Below are 15,744 nucleotides of genomic sequence, written 5' to 3' on the forward strand. Positions count from 1 at the left end.
TTCGCCAAGTGATGAGGCAGCGCATCAGCGCGCGACCCATGCTTCTTGGGCTTGTCATTGGCGCGCTCGGGCTGTTCTGCCTGACGCTGGTTTGCGGCCGAACCTGCGCCCCGATCTCGGAGGTCGTGGCAGTCCTTGCGGGTCGGAACGTTCCCGGCACGAGCTTTCTGGTTCAGGATCTGCGGTTGCCGCGTGCCCTTCTGTCGGCGGTGGTGGGATGCAGCTTTGGCCTTGGTGGCGCTTCGTTCCAGATCATGCTGCGCAATCCGCTGGCCAGCCCCGACATCATCGGCATCAGCGCCGGTGCCGGGGCGGCGGCTGTTTTTTCTATCGTGGTGCTGGGTCTGGCAGGTGCCACAGTATCGGTCGTGGCCGTGGTTTCGGGCCTGGGTGTCGCCGCAGCGATCTGGGGTCTGTCGTCAGGTAAAAGCGCCGCGGGGGCCCGACTGATCCTGGTAGGCATCGGTATTTCGGCCATGCTGGGCAGTGTGACGTCCTACCTGCTTCTGGACGCCCAGGCCTGGGACAGAGCCGAGGCGATGCGGTGGTTGACCGGAAGCGTGAACGGCGCCCGTCTGTCGCAGGTCTGGCCGGTTGCCGCGGCGCTTGCGGTGTTCGGCGGCATGCTGGCCTGCACGGCGCGGGACCTCGACATCCTGCGGCTGGGCGACGACACGGCGCGCGGGCTTGGCGTGCATCCTGATCTCACGCGTCTCAGGGTGACGGTCGCCGCCGTGGGCCTTGTGTCCTTTGCAACCGGTGCCGCCGGTCCAGTCGCCTTCGTCGCTTTCCTTGCGGGACCGATCGCCGCGCGTCTGACCGGTGGCAAGTTGGTGCTGCCCGCCGCGGCAGCGATGGGCGCGATCCTTGTTCTGGGCGGCGATTATGCGGGGCAGGTCTTGCTGCCGACGCGGCTGCCGGTCGGCGTCGTTACCGGCGGCTTGGGCGCACCATTCCTGATCTACCTGATTGTCCGCTCCAACCGCGCAGAAGGAACCCCATGACACACGGGCCCAGTCTTAAAGCCGTGGACCTGTCCGCCGGATACGATCACCGTCGCATCCTGAACGGCGTGTCGCTGTCTCTGATGCCGGGACGGATCACCGCTATCGTCGGTGGCAACGCTTCGGGCAAATCGACCCTCTTGCGGACGCTGGCCCGTATTCTGGCACCAAAGGCCGGTCAGGTTCTTCTGGATGGCAAGCCGATCCACGCCCTACGCTCCCGCGATGTCGCAAAAACGGTCGGCCTGCTTCCGCAATCACCCATCGCGCCAGAGGGCATCACGGTGCAGGATCTTGTCTCTCGGGGCCGTCATCCGCATCAGGGGCTGTTTTCCACTTGGAGCGCACGGGACGAGACCGCCGTCACCGATGCCCTGGGCGCGACCGGCATGATCGACCTGCAAGAGCGTGAGATCGACACGCTCTCCGGCGGACAGCGTCAACGCGCGTGGATCGCGATGGCGCTGGCACAGGAAACCGGGATGCTTCTGCTGGACGAGCCGACAACCTTTCTCGACGTGGCGCATCAGATCGACGTGCTGGACATCCTTGTCGACCTTAACCGGTCGCGCGGCACGACGATCGTCATGGTCCTGCACGATCTGAATCTGGCGGCGCGCTACTCCGACCGGCTTATCGCCGTTTCCGGTGGCGGCATCCATGCGGACGGGATGCCCGGGGAAGTTCTGACAGAGGCCAACGTCCGCGCGATCTTCGGCCTTGAAAATCGTATCGTCACCGACCCCGTTTCCGGATCCCCCACGATGATCCCGATCGGTCGTCACGGGTGCAATCGTGTCGGATATGCGACGCCGGAAGATTCCTGACATTTTCTGTCGGAATAGACTCGCCACCGCTTCGAAGGGCGCGTAACTAATACCCGACAACAATAGTCGGATAAGGCGCCGCCATGAAATACCCCAGCACTTCCACACGCTCAGCCATCGCCGCACTGCTCTGCTGCACATCCCTGGTTCCGGGCCAGACTGCCGCTCAGGACGCGGTTCAGTTGCCCGATATCATCTTGGACTCCGGCGCGGTCGCGGATGACCAGACCATCGTTGCCGAGGCCATCAGTGCAGGTGGTAAACTGACAGGCGATATTCTGGACATCCCCGCCAGCGTTTCCGTCGTCACCAGCGCAGAGATCGAGCGGCGCAACGCGAAAGACATCGAAGAGGTGCTGAACTACACCGCCGGTGTGGTCACGAACTCTTACGGGGCGGACGACCGGTTCGACTACTTTTCGATCCGGGGCTTCAACGCCTACACCTACCGTGACGGGCTGACGCTGGGCGAAAACTTCGGTGGCATCCGCGAGGAGCCCTTCGCCTTCGAGCGGGTCGAGGTCTTCAAAGGCGCGAACTCTGCCGTGTTCGGCGTTTCCGACCCAGGCGGATCCGTCAACTACGTCACCAAGACACCGCGCGGCGCGCGTTTCGGATCGGCCTACGGCACGATCGGCAGCTTCGACACGAAGGAAGTCGGTCTGGATTTCGGTGACGTGCTGAACGCGGATGGCAGCCTGTCCTACCGCTTCACCGGGTTGGTGCGCGATGGAGAACGCGAATACCCGTTCTCTCGGAACGACGAGGTTTTCGTCATGGGTGGCCTGTCGTGGCAACCGACCGAGCGGACAGAGCTGACCTTCGTTCTGGATCACTTGGACCGCGACGACGTTCCTGGCAGCGGTGGCTTTCCCATTGGCTACGACTTTGATCGGTCGGACACCTTCTTCGGCGAGCCAGACTTCAATTTCCGCGGCACCGAGCGGACGACTGCAACTCTGATCGGGCGGCATGATTTCGGCAACGGCCTGAGCTTTGGCGGCACGGCGCGCTTCAGCGACGGCAATGACGATTTCGGCTACGCCTATGTGTCAGGACAAACGGCGACCGACGCCAACCGTAGCTTTTTCGCAAGCGACAGCGCAGAAAAGGTGGCCATCGCAGATGTGCATCTGGCCTATGACCCACAATTCGGCTCTTTCGCCAGCAGCACCCTTCTGGGGTTCGAAGCATCGCGGTCGGAGTCCTCGAACAAGCGTTACTTCGGCCCGGCGCCCTCCGTTTCTATCGACGATCCCGTCTATACAGGTGCGCCTTCCAGCGTTCCGCTGTTCGCGGACGGCGAAACCGAAGTCAGCGGCCGTGCGGTATACCTGCAGGAAACCCTGGACTGGAACGACCGGGTGATCGCATCTTTCGGGGTGCGCCAAGACTGGATCGACATCACCGAGCGGGACCTTCTGGCCGGATCGAGCGCCACGAACGACATCAGCGCAACCACGGGCCGCTTTGGCCTGACCTACAAGGCGACGACCGATCTGTCGCTATTCGCCAGCTACGCGCAGTCGGTCGTTCCGGCAGGAACCGGCGTCGAACCGGAGAACGGCGAACAGTTCGAAATCGGGGCAAAGTGGCGACCGCTTGGCGGTGGGACCTTGCTGTCGGCCGCGGCCTACGATCTGTCGAAGACCAATATCACGCGAACCAATCCGGTGACGAACCTGCCCGAACCCATCGGAGAGATCCGCGTACGCGGTATCGATCTGGAAGCGAAGGCCGAACTCGGGGCGTTCGATCTAACAGCCTCGTACAGCTACATTGACCCCGAAATCACCGAAAACGGCACCGCCGGAAACGAGGGCAATCAACCCGCCCGTGTGCCAAACCATATCGGGTCGATCTGGGCGAACTATACACTGGAAGGCGATGGCGCACGCGGTGATATGACCTTCGGTCTGGGCGCGCGCTACAGCGGCAGCTACTTCTTCGATGACGCGAATGTCGCCGGCGAATCCGATAGCTACGTGGCGATCGACGCAGCCTATACCTACGCCCTGTCGGACAACACGGAACTGGCGATCAACGCGACGAACCTCTTCGACGAAAAGCACGTGGCGTTCGGTGGCTTCTATGCAGATTTCTACAGCCCGGGCCGCGAGGTTCAGGCCACGATCCGCCGTAGCTGGTAGCTAGGTGAAGCGGCGGCACTCTCATGGCCGCCGTTCCCACAGATTGCCTGTGGGCCAAGCCATTGGTTCGCATTTGCCCCGCGCTCCGACTACAAATGTTGATCCGCTCCAACCAACTGACTGAAGGTCGGCTTTCTTACGACGGAACGGCTGTTCCGACGCTGCAGCGAATGTCCGCATTCCGCCCCTCGTGTCATTTTCGGCAGCGCAGCACCGAGGCCTTGAGCACGGAACCCGCCGTCGGAGGTCTCATCCCTGCACTTCTCGCGCCTCCAACCACTCCGCGATGATCCGTCTCAACATCTCAGGCCGGGTCGGGATGTCGTCTTCTTCCTTACGCGCTTCATCCAGGACCGCGATCGTCTCCACAGGCAAGCGTAGAGTGATCGGTTGAGTGTCTTTCGACGGTCTGCCCATTTTTTTCATAATTCGCTCCTTGACATTACGGAGTCATAATGTCATATCGGACGTACAGACGCAAGAGTTGCAGCTCTCGCGCCTGCACTGACCACAAAGATCTATGAGGAGATCATCATGGCTACCTTTCCCTCTACCACCCGCAGCGTGTCCGACGGAAGCGGCGATCGGGCGTTCTTTGCGGATGCCGAAGCCTTCGACAGTGTGCTCGACGTGCTGCATGCCGCGATCGATGCCGAGGCGCTCGTTGGGCCTAATCCGTTCGATCCCGCGGTATCGGACCTTGCGGGCGCGGCGTCAGATGCCTGGAGCGCCTGCGAAGACGGCGCGAGCCGATTCCTGTCTCGCCCGGGTCTTCATGCCGACCACGTCATGGCGGCGGAGCATGTGCTCGATGTCCTGCGCAGCGAGGTGACGGCTTTCGTGGTTCCGGCCGCCATTCAGCGGGCGGCGCTGCGGCACGGACGTCAGCGGAACATCCGGTCCGTCGTCCTGTCCCGGCAGTTGAGCCATGCCGGCTCGGCGCTGCTTCTGATCATCGACGACGCTCGGCGGGCGGAGGACGTAGATTCGGCAATTGGCGACGAGGAGGATCTGCCGCCCGCGGCCTGATCCGTTCTTCCAGTCACCACGATATCCCGCCGGACCTGACCGAGGTCGGTCCGGCGCGGCGCCCCATGCTTCCCCCAGCCTACAAGGCCTACTCTTTTTTCCCTGCATCGAGGAGTTTCCAAATTCGCTCAGTTCAAGCATCTCACCTGCATCGTCGACGGCGTCACCGTCGGCATCTCCATCACCCCTATTCCTGACGGACTTCATGGGCTTGCCGCGAAGCACGGCTTCGACATCGTATCCCGAACGGCTGATAAGGACTGGCTGCTCATCAGATGCCGCCGCTGCGATCGGATCAGTCGCAAACGCTGGAACGTGGTCCGCGATCATCGGCCGGAATGTCATCACTGTATCTTGGACCGCCGGACCGCGGCGGCCCGGAAGATCGGCGTGGCGCTGATCGGCGCTGACCCGGACCACCGTCATTACGGCCTCTTCCAGCTCCCTTGCGGCCATATCATCCGGCGTCAGTATCTCCGGGTCGAACGCGCGGCGGCCGGCAAGCATGCTCTCGGATGCGAGGCATGCCGCGAGGCACGGTATGCGGAGGAAGCCGAAGTACAGGGCTGGACGCTCGAAGGGCCTGACACCGTCGGCCGCCCCGGCTATCGCAGCTATCGACATCGCTGCGGACATCTGCAGAACGTGTCTGTTGGCAACATGAAGCATGGAGATGTGGACTGTTCGGGATGTGGGCAAAGTTGGAGTTCGAAGCCGTCGTTCATCTATCTGTTCCACATCGACTTGCCGACCGGTCCGATCCTCAAACTCGGGTACAGCAGCAACCCGCGGCGGCGGCTGCGTCAGCAGCTCGGGATCGCGAAGACCGTGTCCACACGGATCTTGCGGACCGTCGCGATGCCGACTGGGCACACGGCGCAGTGCGAAGAAAAGGCGATGCACAGCTACATGTCTCGGATGCATCCGGAGATGATCGTCCCGAAGACCGTCTACGGTGATGCGATCAACACCAGGACAGAGATCTATTCTCCTGCCGCCCAGGCGATCCTGAGCGCGCAGCTTGACGACATCGCGGCGCGGGTCCCGGACCCGGACGATCCGGACGACGCACCCGACGACACCTCTGACTGACGGGCTCCAGCCCGGTCACTCACCTCTTTCCTCTTTGACAGACGCCGATCGGTCCCATGCCGGTCGGCTCTGGAGCTCTTGCCATGAACACAGACATCCACATCAATCCGCACGACTTCATCACGCAAACCGTTCGCAATCTTGCGACGGCGATCACCATCGATGACGAGGACAGCGATCCGAAGCTCGATGCCTGGGCTGCGGAACAGACGGCACTTGGACGGTTTCCGCCGGAACCCGCAGGAAACCTTGTCGGAGGCCTTGCCGCTGCCTTCGCGCGCCCGAAGCTTCGGGCATCGCGGGCGACCGAACTGACGGAAGACCAGATCGCGGCACTCATCGGACGGGGGCAGGATCCGTACGCCGATGCGATCGACGAGGCTGCCGGAGCGATGGTTCCGGAGCATAGCCACCGGCTCGCGCTGTTGGCACGGGCCGCGATGTGCATCACCACGCCGGAGGCCCGCGCGGCCCTGGCGGAACCGCTTGGCGTCCTGTTCATCGAGGAGGCTGACGAGAGTACTATTGATCGCGTGAAGATCCTGCTTCAGGCAAATCTTCTGCCGCAGTTGGTCGCCGACGATGACCGGCTTTCCGGACTGGAGCCGGGGGCTGTTGCCCGAACCGAGGCCCCGTCTTCGGACGCCCGCCCAAAGAGGATCCCGGCCACCTTGCTGTCAGGCCTTGGGGCCGGTCGCGGCTGCGTTCTGATCGGTGACCTCGACCACCTTCCAGACGACATCCGTGGCCTCGTTGGCGCCCGCATGACCCTTCCGCCACTCGACGCCGGAATGGTCATCGCGATCCTGCGCGGTAGCCACTCAAGGACCGGCCAACTGGCAGAAGCCGCTATCTTGGATCGTCTGCCAAACGACACCGACCTCAGCCGTCTGCCGGACCTCGCCTTGGCATCCGCATTCTCCGCGCCCACCACGTTGGCCGTGGCAGATCGCCTCTCGGACTTTGTCGCGCGGCTGTCCGGACCAAGAGGCCCGGCAATCCAGTCAAGTCTCGACAGTATTGTCGGGCTGCCCCAAGAGACGCGTGCGCCGCTTGATGCCCTTATCACCGATATGACGGCATGGCGGTCCGAGATCGTCCCGTGGTCCGACATTCCGTCCAGCTTTCTCCTCGATGGACCACCCGGTGTCGGCAAGACGCAGATCGCGCGCGGCCTGGCCGGTGACCTTGGTATTCCGCTGATCGCGGCAAGCTACGCTCAATGGCAGGGATCCGGTGCGGGTCACCTCGGCACCTTCCTCGCGGCAATGAAAAAGAGCTTCGATGACGCCTCTAGACAGGCGCCGTGCATCTTCTTTCTTGACGAGATCGACAGTTTTCCGACGCGCCGGGAGGACGACGATCGCGGGGCCCAGTACAACAGCAAGTGCGTCAATGGCCTCCTGACGGAGATGAACAGACTACCCGGCATGGAAGGTGTAATTTTCATCGCGGCCACGAACCACGCCGACCGGGTCGATCCCGCGATCCTGCGCAGCGGACGGCTCGATACGAAGATCCACGTGCCCCCGCCCGATCGAAAAGGACTGAAGGCGATCCTGCGGCACTACCTCGGCCACGCGGCGATCCCGGACAAGGCCATCGACCGTTTGGGCGCCCGGCTCCTCGGCCAGACGGGTGCCGACGTCGAAGCTCTCGTTCGACGGGCGAAGTCACTGGCCCGCATGTCAAGGGAAGATGTGTCCGAAACACATCGCGAGGCCGCCGCCGACAGATTGATCCATCAAGAGGATCCCGATCTCCTACAGCGCATCGCGGTCCACGAGACTGGCCACATCCTCGTCGGCCAGGCTGTCGGCATGCGCCCGCGCCGTGTCCGGATCGCGACGTCCGGGGGCGAGACACACAATCGCGAACCATCAGTCCTCACCGCCGACGCCGCGCGGCGTCGGCTGCAGGTGATGATGGCCGGACGGGCCGCTGAGCGCCTGATTTTCGGAGACGTCTCGAACGGGTCAGGTGGTTCGGAACAGAGCGATCTGGCGAACGCCACGCGCTTGGCGGTGCGCCTGCACCGGCAGTGGGGCCTTGGCGACACGCTCACGAGGATTCCGGACAGTCTGATCGACCATGTCCACAGCCTGTCCCCTGCACTTCTCCGCATTGTTGAAAAAGAACTGCGCGCCGCAGAAGCCGCGGCCACGGCGATCCTTGAACAGCGTCGCAAAGACCTCGACCAACTGACGCGTCGGCTCTTGGCGGAACGCGAAATCGACTTCGAGGACGAGGCAGACTGGGATATCGAACTGAAGGTCGACGGCGATTGCGGCCCCGGCTCAGGCGAAACGCTCGATTCAAAACGCGAGGCCTTCTAGGCGAGAATCCTCTGAGCGCTATAGGGATGGCAGGGTAATGTTATCCATCAATTTCATGAGCATGATCAGTTGCTATTCGCAAATAGCGTTGTGTGATCTTCCCTCATTGCAGTATCTACCAGATTTGATGGGGGCGGTGACGCCCCCTACGCGGCAAGACGCAGGGGACGCAGCCGCTTCAAGAATCGCTGGCCGAGCGCAGCTCGTCGCGGAAAGCTTCCAGCAGAGCTTCGGGGTCCTCGACGCCCTCGGCCTTCGCACGTTCGATCCATTCGGCCTCGACCGGCTGGATCGCCGTCTCGAAGGACTGGAAGAACTCGTTCGAGACCTCGTGGAATGTGAAGCCGCCGATCTCTTCTAGATCGGCCATGGCCTCGTCCTCATCCTGCTGCCAGACCCGTCCGATGATTTGCGCCAGTGCGGGGCCCGAGACCTCGGAGATCGCGGCGCGGTCCTCCTCGGACAGCGAGTCCCACTTGCGCTGGTTCATCAGGAGCGCGATTACCGACTGGCCCATGCCGCCAGGCATCTCAGTCACTTCCTTGAAGATCTCGGCCGTATTCCACGAAACAATGGGCGCCAGCGAGAAGAAGGTACCGTCGACGACGCCCGTGGAGGCCAGCTCGTAGATCTCGGTTACCGGTTTCTGGACGGCGACGGCGCCCACGGCGTCGATCACCGCGCTGGCAGTGGTGGAGGGGGCGCGCAGCTTGAGGCCCGCGAAATCCTCCATCGAAGTGACCGCGTTTCCGCTCGATGTCACGATGGAGGTCGGCGCCGAGGCGAAGACCGTCAGGGGATGAGTGCCCTCAAAAGGATCGTATTGCGCCAGCTGGTCCTCGTAGACCCGGTTGAACACCGGAGCGAGCGTCGCCTGATCCGTCGGCACAAGAAGCGGCAGCTCGCCCATCTCCATCAGCGGGAAGCGGCCCGGCGTGTATCCCGGCAGGATCAGCGTGATGTCGGCCAGCCCGTCACGGGCCACGTCGAACTGGTCGCGTACGGCGCCCACGGTGGCGGGCAGATACTCGATGGTGACGCGCCCCTCGGTCGCTTCCTCGACATTGCCGATCCATTCGCGCAAGGCAGTGTTCAGCGAATGGCTCTCGGGAAACCACGAGGAATAGCGTAGCACGGTCTCTTGCGCAGTCGCTGGAACAGCGCAGAGCGCCCCGATGAGCGCGGTCGTCGCGGCAAGGTGGGTCAGTGTCATGGTCAGGTCCTCCCTAGGGTGCCCGGACAAGGTCCCGAGCGGTTTAAAATGCGTCAGAAAAACAGTCGCGGCAGGAAAAGCGCGAGCGCAGGCACCAGACCGATCAGGATCAGCCGAGCGATATCGGCGGCGATGAAGGGCACGATGCCTCGGATGATGGTACCGAGCTTCACGTCCGGCACCACAGACTTGAGTATGAAAAGATTAATGCCGATGGGGGGCGTAATGAGCCCCAGCTCGACCAGCATCACGACCATTATGCCGAACCAAACCGGATCGTAGCCGAGGTTCGTCACGATCGGGAAGAACATCGGCAGCGTCAGCAACATCATGGCGAGACTGTCTAGGACGCAGCCCAGCAGGATGTAGATCAGGCAGATGATGAGCATGACCATGGGCGCCGACAAGTCGCCGTCCTGTACGACGCTCAGAACGCCCCGGTGCGCGCCAGTGAGATTGATGAATTCGGCGAAGATCTTAGCCCCAATGATGAGGGCGAAGAGGACCGCCGTGGTCTCGGCCGAGTCGACGAGGACACGCGTCAGCCGCCGCAATGGCATGCGCCGCAGGAGCGCGAAGAACAAAGCGCCCGACGCGCCGATGCCGGCCGCCTCGGTCGCCGTGAAGAACCCCGCGTAGATGCCGCCGAGGACCACGATGAACAGAACGCCGACGGTCCAGGTGCGCGATACCGCGGCCCAGCGTTCGGCGCGGGTGGCCCTTTCGGTCTCGGGGGCTGCACCGGGATCGCGCGAGATGGTCCAGCGCACGGCGAGGATGTAGCCTACCATGCCGATCAGGCCCGGAACGATTCCGGCAGCGAAGAGCGCGCCGATATTGGTTTCGGTGGTGATGCCATAGACCACCATGATGATCGACGGCGGGATCAGGATGCCGAGGGTGCCGCCCGCCGCTACGGTGGCAGTGGCCAGCCGGTCCGAATATCCGAAATCACGCATGGGCGGGATCGCCACGCGTCCCATGGTGACCGCGGTCGCCACGGAAGAGCCGCAGACGGCCGCGAAGCCGCCGCAGGACAGGATCGTCGCCATCCCCAGCCCGCCCTTGCGGTGGCCGATGAAGACCTGCGCGGCGCGGAACAACTCCTGCGCGATCCCCGCGGCAGCGATCAGATTGCCCATCAGGATGAAGAGCGGGATCACCGCGAGATTGTAGTTCAGCGTCGAGCTGACCGCAGACAGGCCGATCATGGCAAGGGCCGGCGAGAGCCCGACCGTGAGGGCGTAGCCCGCCATACCGGTTAAGCCCAGCGCAAGGGCGATAGGCACCCGCAGGAAGATCAGTGCGAAGGCGCAGAGAAATCCCAGACCCGCCGTCAGCATCACTCGATACCCTTCTTGGCGTCCTGCGCATCGGCATCCGGCAGCCGCCTGGGCGCCGCGATCACCAGCGCCAGACGGGCGAGATAAGCCGCTGCCGTCACGCCGCAGAGTAGCGCCATGGCGTAGTAGACCGGGCCGAGGGGGAGGCGCAGGTAGGGTGTCACGTCGCCGTAGCCAGTGACCCGTTCGCCAAGGATCCAGATCCGCCAAGCCAGAGCACCGAAGGCGAGCGTCCCGATGACCGCGGCGAGGACGCGCTGCAAGCGCCGCGCAGCCCGGCCCATGAAGCCGTCGAGCAGATCGACCGAAATATGCGTGTCGCGCCAAGCAACGCGCGGGTAGAGCAGGAAGGTGATCGCGACGAGGGCCAGCTCGGTCAGCTCGGTCGCCCCCGGTACCGGCGCATCGAATAGGTTGCGCCCGATCACATCCGCCAGCGTCAGAAGCGCGGTCAGCAGCAGAACGATACCTGGACCCAATCCCAGCGCGAGGGCAAGGCGGTCGTTCGCCGTGGTGGGCGCGTCAGGTTCCATCGGGGCGCTCCGCCGCACCCAGCATCATCAGCGTCGAGCGCGTGACATGGGCTGCGATCTCATGCGGCTCCAGACGCCCGCCCTCGACAAACCAGAATGCCATCCAGGTGACCGAGCCGCCCAGCTCGAGCGCGCTCAGTAGCGGATCGGAGGTACTGAGCGTGCCCTCGTCCCGGCCGCGCTCGAGGAAGGCGGCCAGCATGTGGAAGAAGGCGCGCCGCGCCTCGTTGACCCGGTACGCATCCTCGGCCGGCAATGCCTTGTCCTCGCGGGTGTGGACGGCGATGTAGCGCTGATATTTCAGGACGGTGGTGACATAGCGCTCGACGACCAGAGCCAGCGTCGTGCGGGTGTCGAGCCCCAGATCGAGGGCGCCCTTGACCGCCTTGTGGACCTCCGCGATGCCCATCTCGCAGATCGCGACCAGAAGCTCGGTCTTCGAGCGGAAATTGGCGTAGATCAGCGCCTTGGAGAACCCCATTTCCTCGGCCACCTGATCCAGCGTCGTCTTGGCATATCCACGTTCGTGGAACAGGCGCGCGGCCGTGTCGAGGATGCGCTCGCGCTTGGGCCCCTCGTTCGCGCCTCGGACAGTGCGCTGACGGCGCGGCGGTCGGCCGCGCGGGGCGCTCGTCCCGCGTGCTTCGGTCTCCTGCGACGGTTGGGTGTCCGCGGTCTTGCTCATAACGACATGATATCCCGCACCTCGCGCATGTAGCGCGTCCCGCTCTCGGTATCGCTGACCACGACCTCGTGGCGCACGTAGCGCCGCCCGCGTTTCTCGAACTTGTCGATGGCCTCGGCACGGATGGTCACAGTGGCGCCCACAAAGATCGGCGCGAAGATCTCGGTCTCGTGCATCGTATGCACCGAGCCAATGGCGAAGGGCTTGGTGTGGTCGAATTGCACGGACAGCACGAAATGGCTCATCATCAGCGGCGGGACGATGGCGCCGCCAAAGGGGCTTTCCCCCTCGATCCGCCAGGTGTTCATTCGCCAACCCTCGTACCACGGGTTATAGTCCTCGACCGCGTCGGCATAGAGGATCACCAGCTCGGGCGTCACGGTCAGGTCGCGCTCCAGCACGTCGCTGACGGCGATCATGTCCCAGTAGGTCTGGCTGTCTTCTTTCAGGCTCTCGACGAAGGCCCGTTCCTGCGCGATCTGCAGCTCAGTCATCGGGCGCAGGTCGTCCGTCTTCGGATCGCTCATGAGGTCACTCCCACATCTGCTTCGACGGTGCCGACCGTCTTGGTCTCGCCGCTCTCGTTCTTGGCCCAGACATCCAGCGTGAAGCGGAAGCCCCCGCCCTTAGGCGCCTTGCCCGTGACGCGGCCGCCGGTTTCGATCACCTCGTTCGCGGTGGTCGAGGCGACATATTTGCAGGTGATCTTGGCGCCGGTGAACATGGCCTCGCCCAGCCAGGCCACGCACATCTCGGCGATATAGGCCGAGCTCATCTCGCCTGTCTGGATCGGCGCCGGCAGGCCTGTCTCGGCGGCATAGACCGGGTCCCAATGGTTCGGATTAAACCGCCCCCAGAGGCGCGAGCCCATCAGCTGGATCGCCGCCTTCTTCTTGACGCCCACCAGCTCGAAGCCGACGGGCGTGTCAGGCGTGATGCGGTATTTCTCCATTCGAGGTCCTTTCAGCATTTCGGGCCGCCGGTCACGTAGAGGATCTGGCCGGAGACGAAGTCAGAGCGCGCGTCGCAGAAGAACGACACGGCGTGGGCGATGTCCTCGGGCGTGCCGAGGCGGCCCATGGGGATGCCGGCGAGCGCCGTGCGCTCCATCTCGTCCACGCCCTCGCCGATGCGGTCCGACATGCCGTCGATCATGGGCGTCAGCGTCAGGCCCGGCGCCACAGCGTTAACGGTGATCCCGAAACGGCCCAGCTCGACCGCGAGCGATTTCGTCAGGCCATGCAGCCCCGCCTTGGCCGCGGAATAGGCCGACAGGCCGGTCTCGCCCAGCGCGCCGGTGGACGTGAGGTTGACGATCCGCCCGGTTCCGGCGTCCCGCATGCCCTGCTGCGCGGCCTTGCTCATGTTCCAGGCGCCGGCGAGGTTCACGTCGATCGCCGCGCGCCAGTCCTCGACCGTGCTGCGCCGGAGCGTGCCCTCGCGCATCAGCCCGGCGTTGTTGACGAGGACCGTGGGCGCGCCCAGCGCCTCGGCGATCTCGGCGACCGCGGCCTCGCAAGCAGGCAGATCGGAGACATCCGCGGCGGCGGCATGGGCGCGGACGCCCAGCGCCTCGATCTCGGCGGCGACCGGATCGCAGGCCTCGCGGGCCAGATCGACCAGGCCGATGTCGAAGCCGTCGCGGGCAAGGCGCAGAGCGATGGCCGCTCCGATGCCGCGAGCGCCGCCGGTGATCAGCGCGGCGCTCATGCCTCGATCCCCAGCGTCTGAACGGCGCGTTCGCTCAGGAGAAACTTGCGGGCCCGCCCCGAAGGCGTCACCGGCAGGTCCGCCTCCGCGATGAACAGCACATGAGCCGGCACCTTGAAGCGCGCGAGCTTTTCGCGGCAGAGGTCCGTCAGGTCCTCGGCAGTCACCTGCCCCCCGTCCCGCAGAACGATGTAGGCCACGCCGATCTCACCCATCCGCGCGTCGGGGACCGGGACGACATGGGCCTGCATCACGTCGCCATGGGCGGTCAGCACATCCTCGATCTCGGTCGGCATCACCTGCTCGCCGCCCATCCGGTAGGATTCCTTGGTCCGGCCGTCGAGCACCAGATAATCGTCGTCCAGCATCCGGCCCAGATCGCCGGTGCGCAGCCAGCCGTCGGCCGTGAAGGTCTTCGCCGTCTCTTCTGGCTTGTTGTAGTAGCCCTGCGTCACGCACAGACCGCGCGCCTGCAACTCGCCGGTCTCGCCCTTGGGCATCTCTGCGCCCGTCTCGGCGTCGGCAACGCGGTAGAGGACCAGCTTGCCGTTCAAATCGTCCGAGCCTGCGGGCCCGGCGTCCCGCATCCGGCCATTGGTGGTCTGCAAGGTGGAGACCGGATCGCCCACGCGGGTCATGGACATGGTCGCCGTGACCTCGCTCATGCCGTAGCCGGTCGTCAGCTCCACCGGCCCGAAATGCGCCCGGATCTCGTCCCAGATGCCCTTGGGACTGCGCTGTCCCGAGGAGATGACCGAGACGAGGCTGGGCATGGGCGTCGGGTTGGCCTTCAGATGATCGAGGATCGCCAACGTCATCGTCGGCACAAGCAGGATATCGTTGGCTTCGTGGCGGACGACGGCGTCGACCGTTGTATCACCTGCGAAGGACGTCCGCGGGATGATCGCCCCGCCGACCCAGGGTACCGTCAGCATACCCTCGACGTAGCCATAGACGTGATACATCGGCAGCGAGAAGAGAACGCGCCAGCCATCACCGAAACCCCGCGTCAGAACGCTGGTAAAGGCGGCGCGGGTGAGCATGTCGTGCGTCATCAGCACGCCCTTGGGCTGACCCGTGGTGCCGGAGGTGTAGATGATATCGCTGACAAGGCTGACGTCCGTCTCGATCTCGGCGGGCGCGGGGCCAGTCAGTTCCGACAGGGACATCGCAGAGGCCCGGCTGTCATCGGCCACCACGACCCGCTCCAGCCGCGGCAGAACCCTGCCGCCGCCAGACGCCTCCCAGCCGGGGGCGATGTTGTCCAGCATCGACAGATAATCGAGGTCCTTGAACCCGGACATGGTGATTAGGACCTTGGCGTCCGACTGCTCCAGCACATAGGCGAGCTCGTCGCGGCGGTTGAGGAAGTTGATCGGCAGCGCGACCGCCCCGAGGCGCGAGATCGCGTATTTGATCCAGACGAACTCGGGGTGGTTGGCAATCAGAAGGGCCACGTGCTCGCCCTGCCCCACCCCGAGCCGCGCGAGGCCGCCGGCCACTTCGCGTGAGCGGCGGATGACCTCGGCGTAGGTGAATGCGCCATCGTCCGTGAGGATATAGGGGCGATCCGGGGTGCGTTCGCCAGCGCGGTCGAGCACCTCGTGCAGCATTAGGGGCGTCCACGAGGGATAGGCCTCCAGAACCGCTGCGTGCCGCTCGGCAAATGGCTTCGTCATGCTGCACCTCCCAGTCGGCCAATTCGATGCCGACAGGTATATACTGACACGTATAATTTCTCTAAGCAATTTTTTAGGTACCGTGCGAAAATAACGTCCCTTGCCGTTTAAAGAGATACGCGCCAGTATATTGACCGAGAACC

15 protein-coding genes are annotated in these 15,744 nt (G+C 64.1%); 6 read left to right on the forward strand and 9 right to left on the reverse strand.

Features of this window, described 5'->3' with window-relative positions:
• Positions 1–11 precede the first annotated feature (11 nt).
• The 3 genes from FIU81_RS08520 (at position 12) to FIU81_RS08530 (ending at position 3,981) form a co-directional block, all read left to right on the forward strand.
• Positions 12–1,004 (forward strand): FecCD family ABC transporter permease, encoded by a 993-nt coding sequence (locus FIU81_RS08520; RefSeq protein WP_254695877.1) that lies wholly within the window; start codon positions 12–14, stop codon positions 1,002–1,004.
• On the forward strand, positions 1,001–1,831 hold the full coding sequence (locus tag FIU81_RS08525; RefSeq protein WP_124113192.1) for an ABC transporter ATP-binding protein: 831 nt from the start codon (positions 1,001–1,003) through the stop codon (positions 1,829–1,831). Before FIU81_RS08520 ends, FIU81_RS08525 begins: the two co-directional genes overlap by 4 nt.
• An 83-nt stretch (positions 1,832–1,914) precedes the next feature.
• Positions 1,915–3,981 (forward strand): TonB-dependent siderophore receptor, encoded by a 2,067-nt coding sequence (locus FIU81_RS08530; protein WP_124113190.1) that lies wholly within the window; start codon positions 1,915–1,917, stop codon positions 3,979–3,981.
• A gap of 249 nt (positions 3,982–4,230) precedes the next feature.
• Here the strand turns inward: FIU81_RS08530 and FIU81_RS08535 are convergent, their stop codons facing one another.
• Positions 4,231–4,407 carry a ribbon-helix-helix protein, CopG family gene (locus tag FIU81_RS08535; RefSeq protein WP_254695878.1) on the reverse strand — a complete coding sequence of 59 codons (177 nt, stop codon included), beginning with the start codon at positions 4,405–4,407 and terminating at the stop codon, positions 4,231–4,233.
• A gap of 108 nt (positions 4,408–4,515) precedes the next feature.
• Between FIU81_RS08535 and FIU81_RS08540 the strand changes: the two genes are divergently transcribed.
• From FIU81_RS08540 to FIU81_RS08550, 3 genes are all read left to right on the forward strand, one after another.
• Positions 4,516–5,010 carry a hypothetical protein gene (locus FIU81_RS08540; RefSeq protein WP_124113187.1) on the forward strand — a complete coding sequence of 165 codons (495 nt, stop codon included), beginning with the start codon at positions 4,516–4,518 and terminating at the stop codon, positions 5,008–5,010.
• A gap of 390 nt (positions 5,011–5,400) precedes the next feature.
• Complete coding sequence (locus FIU81_RS16700; RefSeq protein ID WP_172971433.1) at positions 5,401–6,102, forward strand: GIY-YIG nuclease family protein; 702 nt, start codon at positions 5,401–5,403, stop codon at positions 6,100–6,102.
• Between the two features lie 83 nt (positions 6,103–6,185).
• Positions 6,186–8,438, forward strand: a complete 2,253-nt coding sequence (locus FIU81_RS08550; protein ID WP_172971434.1) for an AAA family ATPase — start codon at positions 6,186–6,188, stop codon at positions 8,436–8,438.
• 178 nt (positions 8,439–8,616) lie between these two features.
• Here the strand turns inward: FIU81_RS08550 and FIU81_RS08555 are convergent, their stop codons facing one another.
• Genes FIU81_RS08555 through FIU81_RS08590 form a run of 8 tightly spaced genes read right to left on the reverse strand, consistent with a single transcriptional unit; the run spans position 8,617 to position 15,601 of the window.
• Positions 8,617–9,651, reverse strand: coding sequence for a TRAP transporter substrate-binding protein (locus tag FIU81_RS08555; protein WP_124113183.1), 1,035 nt, complete (start codon positions 9,649–9,651; stop codon positions 8,617–8,619).
• 53 nt (positions 9,652–9,704) lie between these two features.
• Positions 9,705–10,994 carry a TRAP transporter large permease gene (locus FIU81_RS08560; RefSeq protein WP_124113180.1) on the reverse strand — a complete coding sequence of 430 codons (1,290 nt, stop codon included), beginning with the start codon at positions 10,992–10,994 and terminating at the stop codon, positions 9,705–9,707.
• Positions 10,994–11,527, reverse strand: coding sequence for a TRAP transporter small permease (locus FIU81_RS08565; RefSeq protein WP_124113178.1), 534 nt, complete (start codon positions 11,525–11,527; stop codon positions 10,994–10,996). The genes FIU81_RS08560 and FIU81_RS08565 overlap by 1 nt, the downstream gene beginning before the upstream one ends.
• Positions 11,517–12,212 (reverse strand): TetR/AcrR family transcriptional regulator, encoded by a 696-nt coding sequence (locus FIU81_RS08570; protein WP_124113176.1) that lies wholly within the window; start codon positions 12,210–12,212, stop codon positions 11,517–11,519. The genes FIU81_RS08565 and FIU81_RS08570 overlap by 11 nt, the downstream gene beginning before the upstream one ends.
• On the reverse strand, positions 12,209–12,739 hold the full coding sequence (locus FIU81_RS08575; RefSeq protein ID WP_124113174.1) for a MaoC family dehydratase: 531 nt from the start codon (positions 12,737–12,739) through the stop codon (positions 12,209–12,211). Before FIU81_RS08575 ends, FIU81_RS08570 begins: the two co-directional genes overlap by 4 nt.
• Complete coding sequence (locus tag FIU81_RS08580) at positions 12,736–13,164, reverse strand: MaoC family dehydratase (protein WP_216644248.1); 429 nt, start codon at positions 13,162–13,164, stop codon at positions 12,736–12,738. Before FIU81_RS08580 ends, FIU81_RS08575 begins: the two co-directional genes overlap by 4 nt.
• An 11-nt stretch (positions 13,165–13,175) precedes the next feature.
• Positions 13,176–13,922 carry an SDR family NAD(P)-dependent oxidoreductase gene (locus FIU81_RS08585; RefSeq protein WP_124113170.1) on the reverse strand — a complete coding sequence of 249 codons (747 nt, stop codon included), beginning with the start codon at positions 13,920–13,922 and terminating at the stop codon, positions 13,176–13,178.
• Entirely contained in the window at positions 13,919–15,601 is a 1,683-nt protein-coding gene (locus tag FIU81_RS08590; RefSeq protein WP_124113168.1) for a class I adenylate-forming enzyme family protein, read from the reverse strand. The genes FIU81_RS08585 and FIU81_RS08590 overlap by 4 nt, the downstream gene beginning before the upstream one ends.
• Between the last annotated feature and the right edge of the window lie 143 nt (positions 15,602–15,744).

It is taken from the genome of Palleronia sp. THAF1, assembly GCF_009363795.1.
Lineage (GTDB): Bacteria > Pseudomonadota > Alphaproteobacteria > Rhodobacterales > Rhodobacteraceae > Palleronia.

Excerpts from the sequence above, each read along its gene's own strand:
- FIU81_RS08520 (WP_254695877.1), top strand. The coding sequence starts at position 12 with ATGAGGCAGCGCATCAGCGCGCGACCCATGCTTCTTGGGCTTGTCATT.
- FIU81_RS08525 (WP_124113192.1), top strand. The coding sequence starts at position 1,001 with ATGACACACGGGCCCAGTCTTAAAGCCGTGGACCTGTCCGCCGGATAC.
- FIU81_RS08530 (WP_124113190.1), top strand. The coding sequence starts at position 1,915 with ATGAAATACCCCAGCACTTCCACACGCTCAGCCATCGCCGCACTGCTC.
- FIU81_RS08535 (WP_254695878.1), bottom strand. The coding sequence starts at position 4,407 with ATGAAAAAAATGGGCAGACCGTCGAAAGACACTCAACCGATCACTCTA.
- FIU81_RS08540 (WP_124113187.1), top strand. The coding sequence starts at position 4,516 with ATGGCTACCTTTCCCTCTACCACCCGCAGCGTGTCCGACGGAAGCGGC.
- FIU81_RS08550 (WP_172971434.1), top strand. The coding sequence starts at position 6,186 with ATGAACACAGACATCCACATCAATCCGCACGACTTCATCACGCAAACC.
- FIU81_RS08555 (WP_124113183.1), bottom strand. The coding sequence starts at position 9,651 with ATGACACTGACCCACCTTGCCGCGACGACCGCGCTCATCGGGGCGCTC.
- FIU81_RS08560 (WP_124113180.1), bottom strand. The coding sequence starts at position 10,994 with ATGCTGACGGCGGGTCTGGGATTTCTCTGCGCCTTCGCACTGATCTTC.
- FIU81_RS08565 (WP_124113178.1), bottom strand. The coding sequence starts at position 11,527 with ATGGAACCTGACGCGCCCACCACGGCGAACGACCGCCTTGCCCTCGCG.
- FIU81_RS08570 (WP_124113176.1), bottom strand. The coding sequence starts at position 12,212 with ATGAGCAAGACCGCGGACACCCAACCGTCGCAGGAGACCGAAGCACGC.
- FIU81_RS08575 (WP_124113174.1), bottom strand. The coding sequence starts at position 12,739 with ATGAGCGATCCGAAGACGGACGACCTGCGCCCGATGACTGAGCTGCAG.
- FIU81_RS08580 (WP_216644248.1), bottom strand. The coding sequence starts at position 13,164 with ATGGAGAAATACCGCATCACGCCTGACACGCCCGTCGGCTTCGAGCTG.
- FIU81_RS08585 (WP_124113170.1), bottom strand. The coding sequence starts at position 13,922 with ATGAGCGCCGCGCTGATCACCGGCGGCGCTCGCGGCATCGGAGCGGCC.
- FIU81_RS08590 (WP_124113168.1), bottom strand. The coding sequence starts at position 15,601 with ATGACGAAGCCATTTGCCGAGCGGCACGCAGCGGTTCTGGAGGCCTAT.